General features: G+C 33.8%; 15 protein-coding genes. 13 read left to right on the top strand and 2 right to left on the bottom strand.

What is annotated here, in order from left to right:
• The first annotated feature begins 76 nt into the window (after window positions 1–76).
• Window positions 77–1600, top strand: a complete 1524-nt coding sequence (gene gpmI / locus BIW12_RS09540; protein WP_071184913.1) for a 2,3-bisphosphoglycerate-independent phosphoglycerate mutase — start codon at window positions 77–79, stop codon at window positions 1598–1600.
• Window positions 1601–1678: 78 nt separating this feature from the next.
• Here the strand turns inward: gpmI and BIW12_RS09535 are convergent, their stop codons facing one another.
• Window positions 1679–2596: a LysR family transcriptional regulator gene (locus BIW12_RS09535; RefSeq protein WP_071184912.1), complete on the bottom strand. Its 918-nt coding sequence runs from the start codon at window positions 2594–2596 to the stop codon at window positions 1679–1681.
• Between the two features lie 88 nt (window positions 2597–2684).
• On the opposite strand from BIW12_RS09535, the gene BIW12_RS09530 reads away from it, so the two are divergent.
• The 9 genes from BIW12_RS09530 to BIW12_RS09490 all read left to right on the top strand — a co-directional run bounded on the left by BIW12_RS09530 (window position 2685) and on the right by BIW12_RS09490 (window position 11456).
• A complete protein-coding gene (locus BIW12_RS09530; RefSeq protein ID WP_071184911.1) occupies window positions 2685–3005 on the top strand; it encodes a hypothetical protein in 321 nt (106 codons plus the stop codon).
• Window positions 2995–3957 (top strand): sodium-dependent bicarbonate transport family permease, encoded by a 963-nt coding sequence (locus tag BIW12_RS09525; protein WP_071184910.1) that lies wholly within the window; start codon window positions 2995–2997, stop codon window positions 3955–3957. Before BIW12_RS09530 ends, BIW12_RS09525 begins: the two co-directional genes overlap by 11 nt.
• A gap of 209 nt (window positions 3958–4166) precedes the next feature.
• Window positions 4167–4838, top strand: a complete 672-nt coding sequence (locus BIW12_RS09520; protein WP_071184909.1) for a TetR/AcrR family transcriptional regulator — start codon at window positions 4167–4169, stop codon at window positions 4836–4838.
• A gap of 6 nt (window positions 4839–4844) precedes the next feature.
• Window positions 4845–6515, top strand: a complete 1671-nt coding sequence (locus BIW12_RS09515; RefSeq protein ID WP_071184908.1) for a peptidase domain-containing ABC transporter — start codon at window positions 4845–4847, stop codon at window positions 6513–6515.
• Entirely contained in the window at window positions 6508–7863 is a 1356-nt protein-coding gene (locus tag BIW12_RS09510) for an HlyD family secretion protein (protein ID WP_071184907.1), read from the top strand. The genes BIW12_RS09515 and BIW12_RS09510 overlap by 8 nt, the downstream gene beginning before the upstream one ends.
• The gene (locus BIW12_RS09505; RefSeq protein WP_071184906.1) at window positions 7863–9272 is read left to right on the top strand and encodes a TolC family protein; all 1410 of its coding nucleotides are present in this window, start codon (window positions 7863–7865) and stop codon (window positions 9270–9272) included. Before BIW12_RS09510 ends, BIW12_RS09505 begins: the two co-directional genes overlap by 1 nt.
• A 42-nt stretch (window positions 9273–9314) precedes the next feature.
• Entirely contained in the window at window positions 9315–10133 is an 819-nt protein-coding gene (map, locus tag BIW12_RS09500) for a type I methionyl aminopeptidase (protein WP_071184905.1), read from the top strand.
• A gap of 90 nt (window positions 10134–10223) precedes the next feature.
• Window positions 10224–10640 (top strand): GxxExxY protein, encoded by a 417-nt coding sequence (locus BIW12_RS09495; protein ID WP_071184904.1) that lies wholly within the window; start codon window positions 10224–10226, stop codon window positions 10638–10640.
• Between the two features lie 51 nt (window positions 10641–10691).
• Window positions 10692–11456 carry a class I SAM-dependent methyltransferase gene (locus BIW12_RS09490; protein ID WP_071184903.1) on the top strand — a complete coding sequence of 255 codons (765 nt, stop codon included), beginning with the start codon at window positions 10692–10694 and terminating at the stop codon, window positions 11454–11456.
• A gap of 60 nt (window positions 11457–11516) precedes the next feature.
• On the opposite strand, the gene BIW12_RS09485 is transcribed toward BIW12_RS09490, so the two are convergent.
• Window positions 11517–14327 carry a M16 family metallopeptidase gene (locus tag BIW12_RS09485; RefSeq protein ID WP_071184902.1) on the bottom strand — a complete coding sequence of 937 codons (2811 nt, stop codon included), beginning with the start codon at window positions 14325–14327 and terminating at the stop codon, window positions 11517–11519.
• A 155-nt stretch (window positions 14328–14482) separates the two neighbouring features.
• Between BIW12_RS09485 and BIW12_RS09480 the strand changes: the two genes are divergently transcribed.
• The 3 genes from BIW12_RS09480 to pruA all read left to right on the top strand — a co-directional run bounded on the left by BIW12_RS09480 (window position 14483) and on the right by pruA (window position 18075).
• Entirely contained in the window at window positions 14483–15748 is a 1266-nt protein-coding gene (locus BIW12_RS09480; protein WP_071184901.1) for a type IX secretion system plug protein, read from the top strand.
• Between the two features lie 81 nt (window positions 15749–15829).
• Window positions 15830–16216, top strand: coding sequence for a Co2+/Mg2+ efflux protein ApaG (gene apaG / locus BIW12_RS09475; protein ID WP_066326834.1), 387 nt, complete (start codon window positions 15830–15832; stop codon window positions 16214–16216).
• 230 nt (window positions 16217–16446) lie between these two features.
• The gene (gene pruA, locus BIW12_RS09470) at window positions 16447–18075 is read left to right on the top strand and encodes an L-glutamate gamma-semialdehyde dehydrogenase (protein WP_071184900.1); all 1629 of its coding nucleotides are present in this window, start codon (window positions 16447–16449) and stop codon (window positions 18073–18075) included.
• Window positions 18076–18082 lie beyond the last annotated feature (7 nt).

Below are 18082 nucleotides of genomic sequence, written 5' to 3'. Positions count from 1 at the left end.
CTTGAATACATAATTGTGATTTTATTCGCAACGAAGATTTTAGAAATAATTTATCTTTGCCAAAAACTAAAAACTAATGAGCAAAAAAGTAATCCTTATGATTTTGGATGGTTGGGGAAAATCACCTGACCCGAAAGTATCTGCAATTGACAATGCAAATGTTCCCTTTATAGACAGTCTTTATAAAAAATATCCTAGCGCTCAACTTAGAACCGATGGTTTACACGTAGGTTTACCGGAAGGTCAAATGGGAAACAGCGAAGTAGGACACATGAATCTTGGTGCCGGAAGAATTGTTTATCAGGATTTAGCTAAAATTAATTTGGCTGTAGCCAATAAAACTTTGGCACAGGAACAAGTATTAAAAGATGCTTTTCAGTACGCAAAAGACAATAACAAAAAAGTACATTTCTTAGGATTAGTTTCTGACGGAGGTGTACACTCTCATACTTCTCACTTGCGTGGATTAATTGATGCCACTCAGGATTACGGTTTAGATCAGGTTTTCATCCACGCCTTCACTGATGGTAGAGATGTTGATCCTAAATCTGGAAAAAAATACATTCAGGATCTAACTGATTATATTGCCAATACTCCGGTAAAAATTGCCTCTGTAATTGGTCGTTACTATGCGATGGATCGTGATAAACGTTGGGAAAGAGTAAAACTTGCTTATGACTTAGTGGTTCATGGAAAAGGAACTCCAACACATAATGTTGTTACTTCAATTGCTACCAGCTATGGAAATGACATCACTGATGAATTCATTGAACCGCTTGTAGCTGTTGACGCTGACGAAAGACCATTAGCAACTATTCAGGATGACGACGTTGTTATTTTCTTCAACTTCAGAACGGATCGTGGTAGAGAATTGACTGAAGCACTTTCGCAACAGGATTTCCACGAGCAAAATATGCATAAATTAGATTTGTACTATGTTACATTGACTAATTATGATGAGACTTATCAAAATGTAAAAGTAGTTTACAACAAAGACAACATTACTGAAACATTAGGCGAAGTTTTAGAAAAAGCAGGCAAAAAACAAATCCGTATTGCCGAAACAGAGAAATACCCACACGTAACTTTCTTCTTTTCAGGTGGTAGAGAAGTGCCGTTTGAAGGCGAATCACGTATCTTAAGAAACTCTCCAAAAGTCGCCACTTATGATTTGCAACCTGAAATGAGTGCTTATGAATTAGCTGACGCACTTTGCCCTGAACTTGAAAAAGGAGAAGTGGATTTTGTATGTCTAAACTTTGCCAATGGAGACATGGTAGGACATACCGGAATTATGGAAGCTGCTATCCAAGCTTGCGAAGCTGTAGATAAATGTGCCGAAAAAGTAATTACTACTGCACTTGCAAACGGCTATTCGACTATTGTAATTGCTGACCACGGTAACTGTGAAACGATGATTAATCCTGATGGAAGTCCAAATACAGCCCACACAACTAATCCTGTTCCTTTTATATTAGTTGACAATGACCAAATAGCTATTCAGGATGGTGTTTTAGGAGATATTGCTCCAACAATTTTAGACTTGATGGGAGTAGTTCAACCTGCTGCTATGTCCAGTCATTCATTATTGGTGAAATAACACTTTTTTACTAACACATATATGGAATGCCCTAAATCGTTTTCACGATATAGGGCATTTTTACATCAAATTCGAAAATTAGTAACCTTCGTACCAACTAAATTTTTCCTGAATTATTTTATCTTTCTCCTGTCTTAAAAAATTCAAATAGGCCACAGCAATCGGCGAAAGTTTTTTCCCTTTTAACCAAATTAAACTCCAAACTGTTTTAATAGGAAGTCCTTTTACTGGAATAATCTGCAACTCATTATTTTGCAGTTCATTTTTAATTCCAATTAGTGGCATTATAGAATAACCAAAACCAGCCAATAAAGCTTGTTTAACAGCCTCGTTAGAGGTAAGTGTCAATTTCTTCAATACTGAAACTGAATTTTGTTTTATAAACCCTTCCATTGTTTGTCTTGTGCCAGAACCTTTCTCTCTGTAAATTAAAGGTAATTCACTAAAATTTTTATTGGTGTAAGCGATCGCATGCTCTTTGCTATTTCCAACAAGGAATAATTTATTTTGTAATAAATCCAACTTTTCAACTTGAATGGTCTCAGGTAATATGGATACTAACGCAAAATCAACTTCATTATTCTCCAAACTTTTTATCACTCTATTTTTATTAGTCACATCCATTAACAATTCTATTTCTGGATTCAATTTTATAAAATCTGAAAGATAAAAAGGCATAACATACTTACCTGTTGACACCACAGAAATTTTCAACCTACCAGACAAAAGTCCTTTATAAGAGAGACTTTTATAATTAATAGCATAAACCTGATTAATTATATTTTCGACCGATTCGGCTATTTCCAATCCAAAATCTGTAATAAAAATTTTTCTCCCAATAACTTCCGTCAATGGAATATCAAATTGATTTTGAAAATTCCTCAGCTGAATTGAAACAGCAGGCTGGGTTAAATTCAAGTCTTCAGAAGCTTTAGTGATACTCCTAGTTTCAACAATTTTAAGAAATATCTTAAGTTGATTTAAAGTATAATTCATAAAATATTTTTATGCAATTCATTACAAATATAAATAAAAATATATAAAATTTAATATCCATTTTTGCATCATCTTTAAAACAAATCATATGCAAAAATTAAAATTAATCGAGGGAGAATTTACTCCTTTTGAATTTAGAGAAGTTTTAAGCAATCTCCTTTTGAGCAAAATTAGCTTTTATGAAAAAAAGGATTTTAGTTCATTAATCAGATATGGCAAACATGACTTACAAGCCATCCAAAAAACCGAAGAATTGAAATTAGTTTTAAAATCGTTTTTGGAAACATCTTTAAAAGCAGAAAAGGAGAAAAAAAAATTAATGATTTGGTCAGAAATACAAATTAGTTTGAAAAATCCCGAAAGCTCAAATAATAATACAAACATAAACCAGAACAGAAATGAATTTTAATCTACTAATTGAAAACCTCACCAACCCTGCTTTACTTTTTTTTGTATTGGGTATTATTGCAGTATATTTAAAAAGTGACTTAGAAATACCCCAAAACTCCTCTAAATTTATTTCACTTTACTTATTATTTGCCATAGGCTTTAAAGGAGGGCAAGAACTATCACACGAAACCTTTACTAGCGAAATAGCTTGGTCTATGGTATTCGGAATTTGCATTTCGATATTTATCCCTTTATATACATTCTTTATCTTGAAGAAAAAATTAAACATATTTGATTCGGGAGCAATCGCAGCAGCCTATGGATCGGTTAGTGCAGTAACATTTGTGACTGCTGTTTCATTTCTCGAAGCACAACAATTAAAACTCCATGGACACATGGTTGCGATAATGGCATTAATGGAGTCACCCGCAATAATAATAGGATTAGTTTTAATATCTATCTTTAACAAAAAAGAATCCAAAACTATTAAAAAGAATTCAATACTAAAACATTCGTTAACTAATGGAAGCGTGCTACTAATTCTAGGAAGTTTAACTATAGGTTTTATGGCTAGTGACAAACAAGCAGAGGGTATTGCTCCTTTTACTAATGATCTTTTCAAAGGATTCCTTGCTATATTTCTTTTAGACATGGGAATAACAAGCGGTAGAAAACTACAATCATTCTTCTCTTTTGGGCTATTCCCTTCCCTATTTGCCATATTAATACCATTGTTTAACGGTTGTCTGTTTGCAATAATAAGCTCATTAATTACCGATGACATTAGTAATAGATTTATGTTTGCAATATTAGCAGCTAGTGCTTCATACATTGCTGTACCAGCAGCTATGAAAATAACTGTACCGAAAGCAAATCCGGGGCTTTTTTTACCAATGGCACTTGCAGTAACCTTTCCCATAAACATAACAATAGGAATGCCAATCTATTTCTTAATTATAAATGCATCCTAGATTCAAAATGAAATTCAAATCACCAATACCCTATAAAATATTTTCTAAAAAATCTAATTATAAATTAAACTAACCTTGCACTAAAAATAACACCAAAAGCAACTCCAACATTAAAACAACATTAGAAAACGCTTTGTTTTAGCATAATTATATGTTAAAAACACGAAATTAAAAGTATTGCTATTAAATTTGCACAAAAATGAATAGCAATGGATTTGTTAGGAAATTTAAAAATAAAAGTAAATGAGAAGCTCTACCTGAAAGATCCTGAAACATCTGAATTAGGTAAAAAAATCATTCTGCAAAGCATTTTATTAATAGACGAAATTGGTTTAGAAAGTTTTACATTTAAAAAATTGGGTGAACAAATTCAGTCTAACGAAAGCTCCATTTACAGGTATTTTGAAAACAAGCATAAATTAGTTGTATATCTATCCTCCTGGTATTGGAGTTGGATGGAATACAGACTTGTTCTTGCCACTAATAACATTAACAATCCGGTAGAAAAACTAACCAAAGCAATAATAGTTGTTACCGAAAAAATTAAAGACGATGACAACACCAAACATATTAATGAAGCCATTTTAAATAAAATTATCATCGCTGAATTCAACAAAGCTCTTTACACTAAAGAAGTAGATGAAGACAACAAGGAAGGATATTTTTTAGTCTATAAAAGAATAATCAATCAATTAGCCACTATGATTTATGACGTTAATCCTGATTATCCTTATTCTAAAAGTCTGGCTTCAACAATAGTAGAAGGAAGTTTGCACCAGCATTTTCTTAACGAACACCTAAAAACAATAACCGACTGTAGTGATCTGATTTCGCCAACTGATTTCTACCTTGACCTTATAACCAAAGCCTTAAAAAAATAAATATCTATGAAGCCTTTACAACGATTTTATAACTTATTAAAACTGGATAAAAAAGACGTTTATCAGCTGTTTTTTTATTCCATTTTTTCAGGAATTATTAGTTTATCATTGCCTTTAGGGATTCAGGCGATAACTAATTTTATTCAATCAGGAAGAGCTAGTGTTTCCTGGATCATGTTAATTATTCTGGTTGTTTTTGGTGTGGCCTTAGTGGGTATTTTATCTCTAATGCAGTTGCGAATAACTGAAAATTTGCAACAAAAAATATTTATCCGTTCTTCTTATGAATTTGCTGTACGTCTTCCAAAAATTAAATTTGAAGAATTCTATAACAATTATCCGCCTGAACTGGCTAACCGCTTTTTTGACACCTTAGTAATTCAAAAAGGAACTTCAAAACTATTGTTAGATTTTTCGGCCGCCTTACTCCAAATTGTTTTCGGACTCATCTTACTCTCATTATACCATTCCTATTTTATCTTTTTTGGTATTCTACTATTTGCTTTACTGTATTTCATTTTTAGATTTTCTTATGTTTCAGGTCTAAATACCAGTTTAACAGAATCTAAATTCAAATACAAAATAGCGGGTTGGCTTCAGGAAATAGCCAGAAACAACTTTAGTTTCCGAAACCAGTTACACCATGATTACGCCTTAGAAAAAAACGACAAAATACTGACTAATTACCTCAACTCAAGAGAAAATCATTTTGCCGTAATCAAATCACAGTTTAGCCAATTAATTGTGTTTAAAGTAATCATTACTGCCAGCTTACTTTCAATAGGAGGTTATCTGGTGTTAGCACAGGAAATGAATATTGGTCAATTTGTGGCTGCCGAAATTATTATTTTATTGGTAATTAATTCGGTCGAAAAAATAATCCTGGGACTGGAAACTTTCTACGATGTATTGACTTCAATAGAAAAAATAGGAACCATAACCGACATGGATTTAGAAGAAGAATTCCCTATTGACTATGACAATTGTTATACTTCAATAGCATTAGAAGTAGATGATGTTAGTTTTAGATTTCCTGATTCAAAAAACAAAATTTTAGACAATATCTCTCTGAAAATTCAACAATCGGAACATATTTTTATTGACGGAGAAAATGGTTCCGGAAAAACAACCCTGATCCGAATTTTATCAGGACTTATTCAACCATCATCCGGAGTGATGTACATCAATGATGACAGTTTTACTAAAATAAATATCAATCAGTACCGCGCACAAGTTTCGAGCATCATTCATGGTGAAACTCCTTTTGAAGGCACTGTCATTGACAACATTACATTTAAAAACAAAAATATTACTGATGAAACTTTAAAATGGGCATTTGATGGTGTACAACTCAGCAGTTTCATTAAATCTTTGCCTAAAGGTTTAATGACTCCTATTTTCCCTGAAGGAAGACAGCTATCATCCTCTAATGCTCAAAAAATATTATTAGCCAGAAGCATTGTAAACAAACCTAAAATTTTATTTCTTGAAGATCCTACGGACACTATGGACGAAAAAGTAGCCAATGAAATCATTGACTTTTTAACCTCCGAAGAACACAAATGGACAATTGTTGTTTCTTCAAAAAATCCATATTGGAAAACAAAATGCAATAGAAAAATTACTATGCAAAAAGGAAAAATTATTTTAGATACTAAAAATCAAAATTATGCTTAATATTTCTAATAATAACGAACACGGTTCAACATTCCTGGATCGCTACAACACCGTTAAATCGCTGGCTAAGAGACCGCATTATAAAATACTGAACCGAATAATAACTATAGTTTCCATTCTGGCTTTAATTGGGCTATTCCTTCCGTGGACTCAAAATATTTCCGGAAAAGGAGCTGTAACCACATTAAAACCCAATCAAAGACCCCAGTCAATTCAAAGTGTAATCTCAGGAAGAATTGAAAAATGGTACGTTCAGGAAGGCGATTTTGTTCACAAAGGAGACACCATCCTTTATATTTCTGAAATCAAAGAAGATTACATGGATCCTAACTTAGTTGCAAATACTAAGAATCAGCTTGACGCTAAAAAACAAGCTTTGGAATCTTATGACTCTAAGGTAAGTGCATTGTCTATTCAAATTCAGGCTATTCAAAATGAAAAACTACTTAAACTGGAACAGGCAAAAAACAAAATTAGACAATCCCTTTTCAAGATAGAAAGCGACTCTATGGATTTAATTGCGGTAAAAACACAACTCAAAATTGCCAACACTCAATTTAATCGTACTGTACAATTGAACAAAGAAGGTCTAAAACCCCTGACCGATGTAGAAGAAAAAAGATTAAAACTTCAGGAAGTTGAAGCCAAAATTATTACTCAGGAAAATAAATTATTAACCAGCAAAAACGAATTAATCAACGCTAAAGTTGAACTCAATCGAATTGATGCTGAATACAGTGAAAAAACAGCTAAAGCCAAAAGTGATCAATTCACCGCATTAAGCAGCCAGTACGATACCGATGCTCAGGTAAACAAATTAAAAAACCAATATGCTAATTACAGCATCCGTAACGGAATGTACTACATCAAAGCTGCTCAAAACGGCTATATTAACAGAGCCTTACAAGCAGGTATTGGAGAAACTATTAAAGAAGGAACACCCATAGCAACCATAATGCCTTCTGAATATGATATTGCCGTAGAAACCTATGTCAATCCATTAGACTTACCTTTAATTTCCAAGGGAGCAAAGGTTAGAATATGGTTTGACGGCTGGCCTACTATTGTATTCTCGGGCTGGCCTGACATCTCCTACGGAACTTTTGGAGGAAAAATTGTAGCTGTCGAAAATTTTATCAGTGACAATGGAAAATTCAGAGTACTAATAGCTCCGGATAAAGATGAAGCTTCATGGCCTAAACAAATCAGTATAGGTTCCGGAGCTCAAACGATAGCTTTATTAAATACTGTTCCTGTTTGGTTTGAAATTTGGAGAATCTTAAACGGTTTCCCTCCTGACTATTATCAAGTACAAGAAAAAACAAGTAAATCTAAAGAAAAAAAATAATGAAATACCTCATTTTATTTTTACTGCATTTTACTTTTATTCTTCAGGCACAGCAAACTAATGGAGAAACAGAAGCGCCTAAACAATCTGAATTTACTTTCAATGAATATTTAGGCTATGTCAAAAAATTTCATCCGTTAGTCAAAACCGCTAATTTAGAAATCAGTAAAGCACAGGCTAATTTAATGACGGCCCGTGGTGCATTTGACCCGAAAATTGGAGTAGATTTTGATAAAAAACAATTCAAAGGCACCGACTATTATTCTATTTTGAATAGCAGTTTTAAAATTCCTACCTGGTATGGAATCGAAATTAAAGCGGGTTTTGATCAAAACGAAGGTTATTACCTCAATCCCGAAAACACGGTTCCTAATCCGGGCTTAACCTCCTTTGGAATTTCGGTACCTGTAGGTCAGGGACTTTTTATCAACCAAAGAATGGCCGATTTGCGAAAAGCTAAAATGCAAATTCAATTGAGCCAAGCCGAACGAAAACTACAAGCAGTAGCCATATTATATGATGCTTCGGTAGCTTATTTTAATTGGAAAAAAAATTACGACGAATTCCAAATGTACAGTCAGTACACCACTAATGCGCAAACACGTTATAATGCTATTTTAACTTCTATTGAACAAGGAGACAAACGAGCAATTGATAGTGTCGAAGCAGGAATTAGTTTAAAAAGTCGCCAATTGAGTCTGGAAAATTCAAAATTAAAACTCTATAAGGCTAAACTCGAACTTTCTAATTTCTTATGGTTAGAGAATTTGATACCAATGGAACTTTCTGAAACACTTTTTCCTGAACAACAAATTGAAAATACCATTCAGGAAACTTTAAAAACAAATGATTTATTAACACAGGATTTCACCATTGACAATCATCCTAAGATAAATGCAATAGAAACTAAAATTGATATGCTTGAGGTAGAACAAAAATTAAAAGCCAATATGCTTTTACCTAAAATAGACCTCAGCTATTCCTATCTTTCCGAACCTCAATATATTGACAACTATAAATTTGAAAATTATAAGATAGGAGTCAATTTTAGCTATCCTATTTTTTTGAGAAAAGAAAGAGGCGGACTCAAATTAGCCAAATATAAAATTCAGGAGACAACAAACAGCCTTAATCTAGAGCGTTTACAGCTTTCGAACAAAATCAAAGCTCAAAAAGAAGTTATTAGTTCGTTAAACAAACAATATATTTTAGCCAATGATTTAGTTGCTAATTACAAAACCATGTTACAATCTGAAGAACGGTTATTTTCCTTTGGGGAAAGCTCTTTGTTTTTAATCAATAGCCGGGAAAGCAGCTTGATTACAGCACAGTTGAATGCAATTGCTTTGAGAAATGAATTTTGCAATTCCAACTCCGAATTGTATAAAATTATAGCAAATCCTGATTAAATCAATTAAAATCGTAATTTTGCAAACTCAAAATTCAAAACTATGATTGTAGTAAAATCACGTGAAGAAATAGAATTAATGCGCGAAAGTGCCTTAATTGTATCGAAAACATTAGGAATGCTTGCTTCTGAAGTTAAAGAAGGAGTTACCACTTTACATCTTGATAAATTAGCCGAAGAGTTCATTCGTGATCACGGTGCCGTACCTAGTTTTTTAGGTTTATATGGTTTCCCAAATTCACTTTGCATGAGTCCAAACGCCCAAGTAGTACACGGAATTCCAAATAACACTCCTCTTGTAAACGGTGATATTATCTCTATTGATTGTGGTGCTTACAAGAATGGTTTTCACGGCGATCACGCCTATACTTTTGAAGTAGGCGAAGTAGCTCCGGAAACTAAAAAACTGTTACAGGTTACCAAGGAATCGTTATACGTGGGAATGCGCGAATTCAAAGCCGGAAATCGTGTAGAAGATGTAGGGAATGCTATTCAAAAATATACTGAAGGTCATGGTTACGGAGTAGTTCGTGAATTAGTAGGACACGGATTAGGACAAAAAATGCACGAAGATCCCGAAATGCCTAACTATGGAAAAAAAGGTCGTGGAAAACTTTTTGTTGAAGGAATGGTTATCGCATTGGAACCCATGATCAACCAGGGTACCCGCAACATAAAACAATTAAAAGACGGTTGGACAATTCTTACTGCCGATGGAAAACCATCTGCACATTTTGAACACGATGTCGCATTAGTAGATGGAAAACCCGAATTGCTGTCTACCTACGCTTACATCTACAAAGCTTTAGGAATTGAAAGCAACGAAGAAGATGAGTTTAGAAAAGTTCCTTTGATTATCTAATATATCAGATACAAATTTCATAAGCTATTTCGCAGAGACAATCAGAGAAAGCACAGAAATTCGCAAAGATTTAATAAAAGATACGGATAAATGGAAGAAAATGCCAATTTAGAGTTAAGCGAAGAATTAAATGCACTTTCTTATAAGGTTATTGGATTAGCAATTGAAGTTCATCGAGAATTAGGATCAGGACTTTTAGAATCAGCTTATCAAGCATGTTTATTTTATGAATTACAAAAAGCAGGACTAAAAGTAGAAAAGGAATTATCATTACCTATTACATATAAAGAAATTGAACTCAACCAAGGTTACAAAATTGATTTACTAGTTGAAGATAAATTAGTAATTGAATTAAAAACAGTCGAAAATTACACATCAGTACATTTTGCCCAAATACTTACCTATCTAAAATTAGGAAATTATCCATACGGACTATTAATCAATTACAATTCAAAAATTTTAAGAAATAGTATAAAACGTTTTATTAATTCGAACACAAATATTTAAAAGAACTCTGCGAATCTCTGTGATAGCTTTGCGAGTCTCCGTGTAATAGCCATGAAAAAACTCTTCAAATTAGTCTTAAATACTATTCCTCGACCATTATTAATTCGTTTGAGTTATTTGGCGCGTCCAATTATTGCACTTTCATTAAAAGGAAATAAATATACCGATCCTATTGACGGGAAAAGCTTCAAATCGATGTTGCCTTACGGATACGAAAAACAAAGAAACAATGTGCTTTCACCAAGTACACTTTCGTTAGAAAGACATCGTTTACTTTGGTTGTATTTAAATGAAGAAACTGATTTTTTTACAGCTCCCAAAAAAGTGTTACACTTTGCACCGGAACAGGCTTTTTACAAATTGTTCAGAAAACAAAAAAATCTGGATTACACCACAACCGATTTGTTTTCGCCTTTAGCAGACGTAAAAGCTGATATTTGTAATCTTCCGTTTGAAGACAATCAATACGATGTTATCCTTTGCAACCACGTTTTGGAACACATTCCTGACGATACTAAAGCCATGCAGGAATTGTATCGTGTATTAAAACCGGGTGGAATGGCAATTTTACAAATTCCACAGGATTTAAATCGAGACGTTACTTTTGCAGACGACAGTATTACCGACCAAAAAGAACGCGCTAAAATTTTCGGGCAGTACGACCATGTACGTATTTATGGTCGCGATTATTTCGACAAACTGAGAAGCATCGGTTTTAAAGTAATTGAAGAAGATTATACTAATAAAATTGCTCCCGAATTAGTTACTAAATATTGTTTAGCAAAAGGAGAAATTATCCCTGTTTGTTTTAAATAATTCACATCATAAAAAAACCTGTTTGCCGCGGCAAACAGGTTTTTACTTTTAAATGAAAATCTATTTTTTTTCTGGCATCAAAATCCCAATTACTTTATCCTTTGTCAGGTATTTTTGAGCCACATTCTGAATATCTTTAGCAGTAATTGCATTTACATATTCTTCAAATTTCAATACCTCTTCTGCACTATTCCCTTTGGTATAGGAACTCGTGAAATTAGACAACCAAAATCTATTTTCTTTACTGTCCTTCTTGTATTCAAGCAATTCCCCTTCTTTAAATTTAGCTACATCTTTTTCTTCTGGTCCGTTATTTATAATTTTCTGAAGTTCTTCTAAGGCTGATGCTGTTAATTTCTCAGCGTTTTCTGGTCCACATGGAAATCCGATAGAAAAATTATAAGATCCATAAGGCACTTTACTCATGCCTCCTCTTGCAGAAACTCCATAAACGCCACTTTCATTTTCACGCAATTGTTCGATTAGTTTTATAGTCAAAATTTCGCCTAAAGCCTGCATACTCATAGCTTCTTTATTCGAATATTTCGCATCTCCATAATACAATATCATGACATTACTTTTAGGATCAGCACCTTTATTTACTACTTTTTTCAAATCACCTTTTAGCATTCTATATCCTAAATCAGTTGCTTTTTCTTTTTTATTAGAAGAAGGCAAAGAAGCCAAATATTTAACCGCATATTCTTCTATTACTTTATCATCAATATTCCCAACAAAATAAAATTCGAAATCAGCTGCATTAGCAAAACGTTCTTTGTATTTATTGTATGCCAAAGTATAATCAGTTTCTTTCCAGATTTTATCATTTGGAATTAAACCATTAAATCTAGGATTTCCTTCATAAAGAGCGGTAAAAAGCTCTTGCTGAAAATAAAAATTAGGTTGAGAAGCCAGATTATTATAATAAGTGGATTGCTTTTGTTTGTATGCTTCAAAAACCTCTGGATCTAAATTCAAATCAGTAAAATAAGCATAAGTCATTTGGAACAAATATTCCAAATCTTTAGGCGTTGCATTTCCGCTCAAGCCTTCAGTTACACCACTAATATAAGGTCTCACACTTGCTTTTTTTCCTGTCATAAATTTATTGATATCATTTAGTTTCAAACCTGAAAAACCAGCATCTTTCAATGCACCGTTAGCAAATTCCACTTTTTTCATATCAGCATCAGAATACAAATTAGTCCCTCCAAAACTAACCGCTTCAAAAAGAATCTCGTCATTTTTAAAATCAGTATTCTTGTAAATCACTTTTGCACCGTTGGACAAAATCAATATCTTGGTTCCAATTTTTGGATTACTTTCTCGCTTAACAATTTTACCCGGCTTAATTTCATTTCGAATCAAACTAGTTGCTACAGCTGCATCCTGATAAGGCTCAATAGCATCTGTATTGATTTTTAAAGCGTCCAAAACTTCTTGTTCAGCCACTTTTTTAAGACCTTCTTTTTCTGGACCTGTTAAGATAACCACACGATTGTCTTCTTTCAAATAACTTTTAATTAAAGCATTTACATCATTCAAATTAATAACTGGCAATACTTCTTTTACGGTTTGATACGTCCATTCTAAACCGGGTGCAGGATTATTATTCAAGAAATTAGACTGATATTCGCTCACAAAATTTGCTGAATTGGTTTTATCCCTATCGTTATACATTTTCTCAATAGAAGCAAGAATTTCAGACTTAGATCGATCTAATTCTCCTTGGGTAAAACCAAATTTCTTAACTCTTTCGTTTTCGGTAACCAATACTTTCAAAGCACTCAATTGTTTGTCTTCCTGAGACATCGCTACCGATTGAAACGCTTTTTTATTTCGAGCAAAAGTACCTCCATAATAAGAATAGCCATAAGTAAACGGCGGCGCTGGAGAGTTAACCAATTCGCCTAATCTAGTATTCAAAATAGTTGTAAATAGACCTTCAACCAAATCATCTTTAAAATCTCCAACATTTATAACTGTTTTTGGAGCTTCATAATCTTTGTACAATAATTGAATTTGAGCCGATGGAGCCTCTTTATCTGTTTCAACAGCTACAAAAGTTTCTTTGTGATTCGGAATCTCGAAAGTTTTTCTGACCTTCTCGTTCGTTGGATTTTTATATGTCGAAAAATGAGAGATGATTTTTTGCTCCATTTCGTTAACATCAATATCTCCCACAACAATTACGCTCATCAAATTTGGTCGATACCAATCCGTATAAAAACGATTTAAAGTTTCGTATTTGAATTTTTCCAAAATTTCTTTTTTCCCAATAGGCAAACGTTCTGCATAATGCGAATTGTGCATTAATTTAGAAATATAACGACTCAACATTCGTTTTTGGGCACCTAAACCCAAACGGTATTCTTCTAAAACAACACCTCTTTCTTTGTCTATTTCTTCAGGACTCAAAACAGTATTAAACGCCCAGTCTTCCAGAATTTGAAAACCTTTCTCTAATTTCTCGGGACTATCTGATGGAATAGGCAGGAAATAAACCGTTTCATCAAAACTGGTATAAGCATTTAAATGTTGTCCAAACTTTACTCCTATACTTTGCAAATAATCAACTAACTGATTTTTAGGAAAACGTTTTGTGCCATTAAAACACATGTGTTCCATAAAATGAGCCAATCCTTGTTGGTCATCATCCTCAAGAATAGAACCTACATTTACCACCAACCTAAGGTCAACTTTTTTCTCTGGTTTGGTATTTTTCTTGATATAATAGGTCAAACCATTTTCAAGTTTTCCTGTTTTTACAGTTGGATCAAAAGGAATTTTTTTTGAAAAATCGATTTGCTGTGCAAAAACAGCCAATGGAAACACCATCATTCCGAATACTAAATTGTTGATTTTTTTCATATAGCCAAATAAAGTTACAATAAGATAATTCTTAACAGCTAACGAAGATACATTTTATTTAACAGAAAATACACACGAAAAATATTTTTGAAAATTATTTAATAAATAAAAACAAGGAGTATTCGTTATATTTACAAAATCTTAAGTAGTACAAAATGGCAAAGTCTTTTTTCAAAATAATCTTATTTTTTCTTTTAGTACTTTCAATAAATCCTTCTTTAGCTCAAACCGAAAAAGAAATAGCTCCCCCATACAACATAAAAACAGTTTCCTTTGTTCAAAACGACCAAAATATGGTTCCAATTTTTGAATTAGGAAGTAGTTTTCAGTTTCAGTTTGACGACCTTTTTGGTAATGAAGCCAATTATTACTACGAAATTGTTCATTGCGATTATAACTGGATCCCAACTAATATCCCAAAAAACGAATACCTACAAGGATTTGACAATCAAAGAATTCAGAACTACACTAATTCTTTCAACACCCTGCAAATTTATTCTCATTACAAGCTGAGCCTCCCAAACCAATTCACCCAGCAATTGCGTCTAAGCGGTAATTATATTCTTAAAATTCTCAATGAGGACAAGGAAGTTGTGCTGTCGAGAAAATTCATGCTTTACGAAAACATCGCTACAATTCCTTTACAAATAAAAAGAGCCCGAAACGTAAGCAATATCGAATACATGCACAATTTAGATTTTGCAATAAAATCCAATACTATTACTTTTCAAAATCCATTAAAAAACATCAATGTCCGTCTTATTCAAAACGGTAATTTTAATTCTGAAATAAAAAATATCAAACCACAATACACCATTGGGAACGACTTAATTTACAAGTATGACACAGAAACCCAATTTTGGGCAGGAAATGAATTTCTTTATTTCGAAAACAAAGACATTCGGGTTGCAAGCAATTTTATAGCCCGTGTTGATTTTAGCACAGACATTTACAATTGCCTACTGCACACCAGCAATGCTCGAGCCAATTCTCCTTACACACTATTTGAAGACATCAACGGTAATTTTGTTGTAAAAAACACTAACGCAAGCAATAACGAAGTGGAAGCCGATTACGCCTGGGTCTATTTTAGCCTTTCAGCACCTACGTTCCGACTCAACAAAAACATCTATATCAGCGGAATGTTCAACAATTACAGTCTTTCCCCGGAATACATGATGGATTATAATGAAAAAAAAGGTATCTATGAAAAAGCTGTCTTAATCAAACAAGGTTTTACCAATTTCCAATATGTTGTTGCAGACAGCAAAGGAATCATTGATAACGCCAATGCAATCGACGGAAATTTCTATCAAACTGAAAACGAATATACCATTTTAGTTTACTATAAAGAAAACACCGGACGCTACGACAGAATCATCGGAAAAGGAACTGCTAATTCCCTGAACATCATTAATTAAAAAAACATTTAAAAATAAACAAAAGCAAATGAAAATTTTGTAATTTTGAACCAGTTAAGCACAACTATTTACCACATTAGTATGGTTTCTCAGATAACAAGAGGCATAAAAATTACCGTTTTGACTAGTTTTGAAGGCACTTACTTCAAGAACTACAAAATTCACTTTGCCTTTAGTTACCATATCACCATCGAAAACCACAGTAAAGATTCAGTGCAACTTACTTCTCGTCACTGGGAAATTTTTGATTCTCTAAACAATATAGAAATTGTTGATGGCGAAGGTATCATTGGCAAAAAACCGGTTTTAAAACCAGGAGAAAATCACACTTACAGCTCTGGTTGCCTCCTTTCTTCTCCTTACGGAGCCATGAAAGGCCATTTCAATATGATTAACTTTACCAATACCAAAAATTTTAAAGTAATCATTCCTACTTTCAGGCTTTGTGCTCCTTTTGCTTTAAATTAATTCCCCGTTTAACATTTTTTAAAACTTATTTATAAATCTTTATAAAAGTTTTAAATTCTCCTTTTGTATTTTTGTTAGTATATCATTTAGATTTTATATTGATCCAATGTCAGTTCGAGCGAAGTCGAAAACATTGTCTATATAGAACCTTGTCCCTCGACTCCGCTCGGGATGACATCTCGATTATCTAAACAATATAAAATTCTCTAACCTCAGATAAACAAAATGCAATGCTAAAAGGATTTTTTAAAGTACCCAAAGCTATCAACGAACCTGTAAAAAGTTACGCTCCAAATTCACCCGAAAAAGAAGCTCTTCTTGCGGCTTACAAAAAAATGTGGGACGAAACCATTGATGTCCCCCTATACATTGGCAGCGAAGAAATCAGAACCGGAAACACCCGAAACATCACTCCTCCGCACGACCATAAACACATTGTAGGTAGCTATCATCTTGCCGAAAAAAAACATGTAGAAAACGCTATTGCAAATGCATTAGAATCAAAAACAGCATGGGCAAATATGGCCTGGGAACAACGCGCAGCCATTTTCCTGAAAGCCGCCGAACTGATTGCCGGTCCTTACAGAGCCAGAATCAATGCCGCAACTATGATTGGCCAATCTAAAAATATTCATCAGGCTGAGATTGATGCATCCTGTGAGTTAATTGATTTTTTGCGTTTCAACGTAGAATTCATGACGCAGATTTATGCTGACCAGCCTACCTCCGACTCCGCTATCTGGAACCGATTAGAATACCGACCTTTGGAAGGTTTTATATATGCCATCACTCCGTTTAACTTTACCGCTATTGCTGCCAATCTTCCTGCAAGTGCTGCTATGATGGGAAATGTGGTGATTTGGAAACCCAGCGACAGTCAAGTATTTTCGGCAAAAATTATTATCGATATTTTCAAAGAGGCAGGACTTCCTGATGGTGTTATCAATGTTGTTTTTGGCGATGCAGCCATGATTACCAATACCATTTTAGCAAGCCGTGATTTTGCCGGATTGCATTACACAGGTTCCACCTTTGTATTCAAAGACCTTTGGGAAAAAATTGGAAGCAACATTCACCATTACAAAACCTATCCACGAATTGTAGGCGAAACTGGCGGAAAAGATTTTGTTATAGTTCATCCAAGTGCCAATGTAAAACAAGCCGTTACCGGAATTGTGCGTGGCGCTTTCGAATTCCAAGGTCAGAAATGTTCGGCCGCATCAAGAGTATATATTCCGAAAAGTTTATGGCCAGCTATTAAAGAGCAACTAACCACTGATATAAAATCGATGAAAATGGGATCGCCGGAAGATTTCGGTAACTTTATTACAGCTGTTATTCACGAAGGCTCTTTTGATAAGTTAGCAGCTTATATTGAAAGAGCCAAAAAAGATGCTGATGCCGAAATCATCATTGGAGGAAATTATGATAAATCCGTTGGTTATTTTATTGAACCGACAGTAATCCTGACTACAAATCCAAAATACGTTACGATGGAAACCGAATTATTCGGACCTGTTCTAACTATTTATGTCTACGAGGATTCCAAATGGATTGAAACTTTAGAACTTATCGACCAAACTTCAGAATATGCTCTTACGGGAGCTATCTTTAGCCAGGATCGTTATGCCATTGAAGAAGCTACCGTGAAATTGCAAAACGCAGCAGGAAACCTTTATATCAATGATAAATGTACCGGAGCTGTTGTAGGCCAACAGCCTTTTGGCGGTGCCAGAGCTTCTGGAACTAATGATAAAGCAGGTTCGGCAATGAACTTGTTGCGTTGGGTTTCACCAAGAACCATTAAGGAGGTTTTTGTATCTCCGGAAAATTACAGATACCCATTTTTAGGAGAATAGAGTCATT

Source organism: Flavobacterium commune, from assembly GCF_001857965.1.
Taxonomy (GTDB): Bacteria; Bacteroidota; Bacteroidia; order Flavobacteriales; family Flavobacteriaceae; genus Flavobacterium; species Flavobacterium commune.
The sequence above is the reverse complement of the archived record's forward strand: the minus strand, read 5'-3'. Positions and strand labels throughout refer to the sequence as shown.

Coding starts and splice junctions, on each gene's coding strand:
- BIW12_RS09515 (WP_071184908.1), top strand. CDS start 4,845: ATGAAGCCTTTACAACGATTTTATAACTTATTAAAACTGGATAAAAAA.
- BIW12_RS09490 (WP_071184903.1), top strand. CDS start 10,692: ATGAAAAAACTCTTCAAATTAGTCTTAAATACTATTCCTCGACCATTA.
- BIW12_RS09530 (WP_071184911.1), top strand. CDS start 2,685: ATGCAAAAATTAAAATTAATCGAGGGAGAATTTACTCCTTTTGAATTT.
- BIW12_RS09505 (WP_071184906.1), top strand. CDS start 7,863: ATGAAATACCTCATTTTATTTTTACTGCATTTTACTTTTATTCTTCAG.
- pruA (WP_071184900.1), top strand. CDS start 16,447: ATGCTAAAAGGATTTTTTAAAGTACCCAAAGCTATCAACGAACCTGTA.
- BIW12_RS09520 (WP_071184909.1), top strand. CDS start 4,167: ATGGATTTGTTAGGAAATTTAAAAATAAAAGTAAATGAGAAGCTCTAC.
- BIW12_RS09485 (WP_071184902.1), bottom strand. CDS start 14,327: ATGAAAAAAATCAACAATTTAGTATTCGGAATGATGGTGTTTCCATTG.
- BIW12_RS09480 (WP_071184901.1), top strand. CDS start 14,483: ATGGCAAAGTCTTTTTTCAAAATAATCTTATTTTTTCTTTTAGTACTT.
- BIW12_RS09510 (WP_071184907.1), top strand. CDS start 6,508: ATGCTTAATATTTCTAATAATAACGAACACGGTTCAACATTCCTGGAT.
- gpmI (WP_071184913.1), top strand. CDS start 77: ATGAGCAAAAAAGTAATCCTTATGATTTTGGATGGTTGGGGAAAATCA.
- BIW12_RS09495 (WP_071184904.1), top strand. CDS start 10,224: ATGGAAGAAAATGCCAATTTAGAGTTAAGCGAAGAATTAAATGCACTT.
- BIW12_RS09525 (WP_071184910.1), top strand. CDS start 2,995: ATGAATTTTAATCTACTAATTGAAAACCTCACCAACCCTGCTTTACTT.
- BIW12_RS09535 (WP_071184912.1), bottom strand. CDS start 2,596: ATGAATTATACTTTAAATCAACTTAAGATATTTCTTAAAATTGTTGAA.
- map (WP_071184905.1), top strand. CDS start 9,315: ATGATTGTAGTAAAATCACGTGAAGAAATAGAATTAATGCGCGAAAGT.
- apaG (WP_066326834.1), top strand. CDS start 15,830: ATGGTTTCTCAGATAACAAGAGGCATAAAAATTACCGTTTTGACTAGT.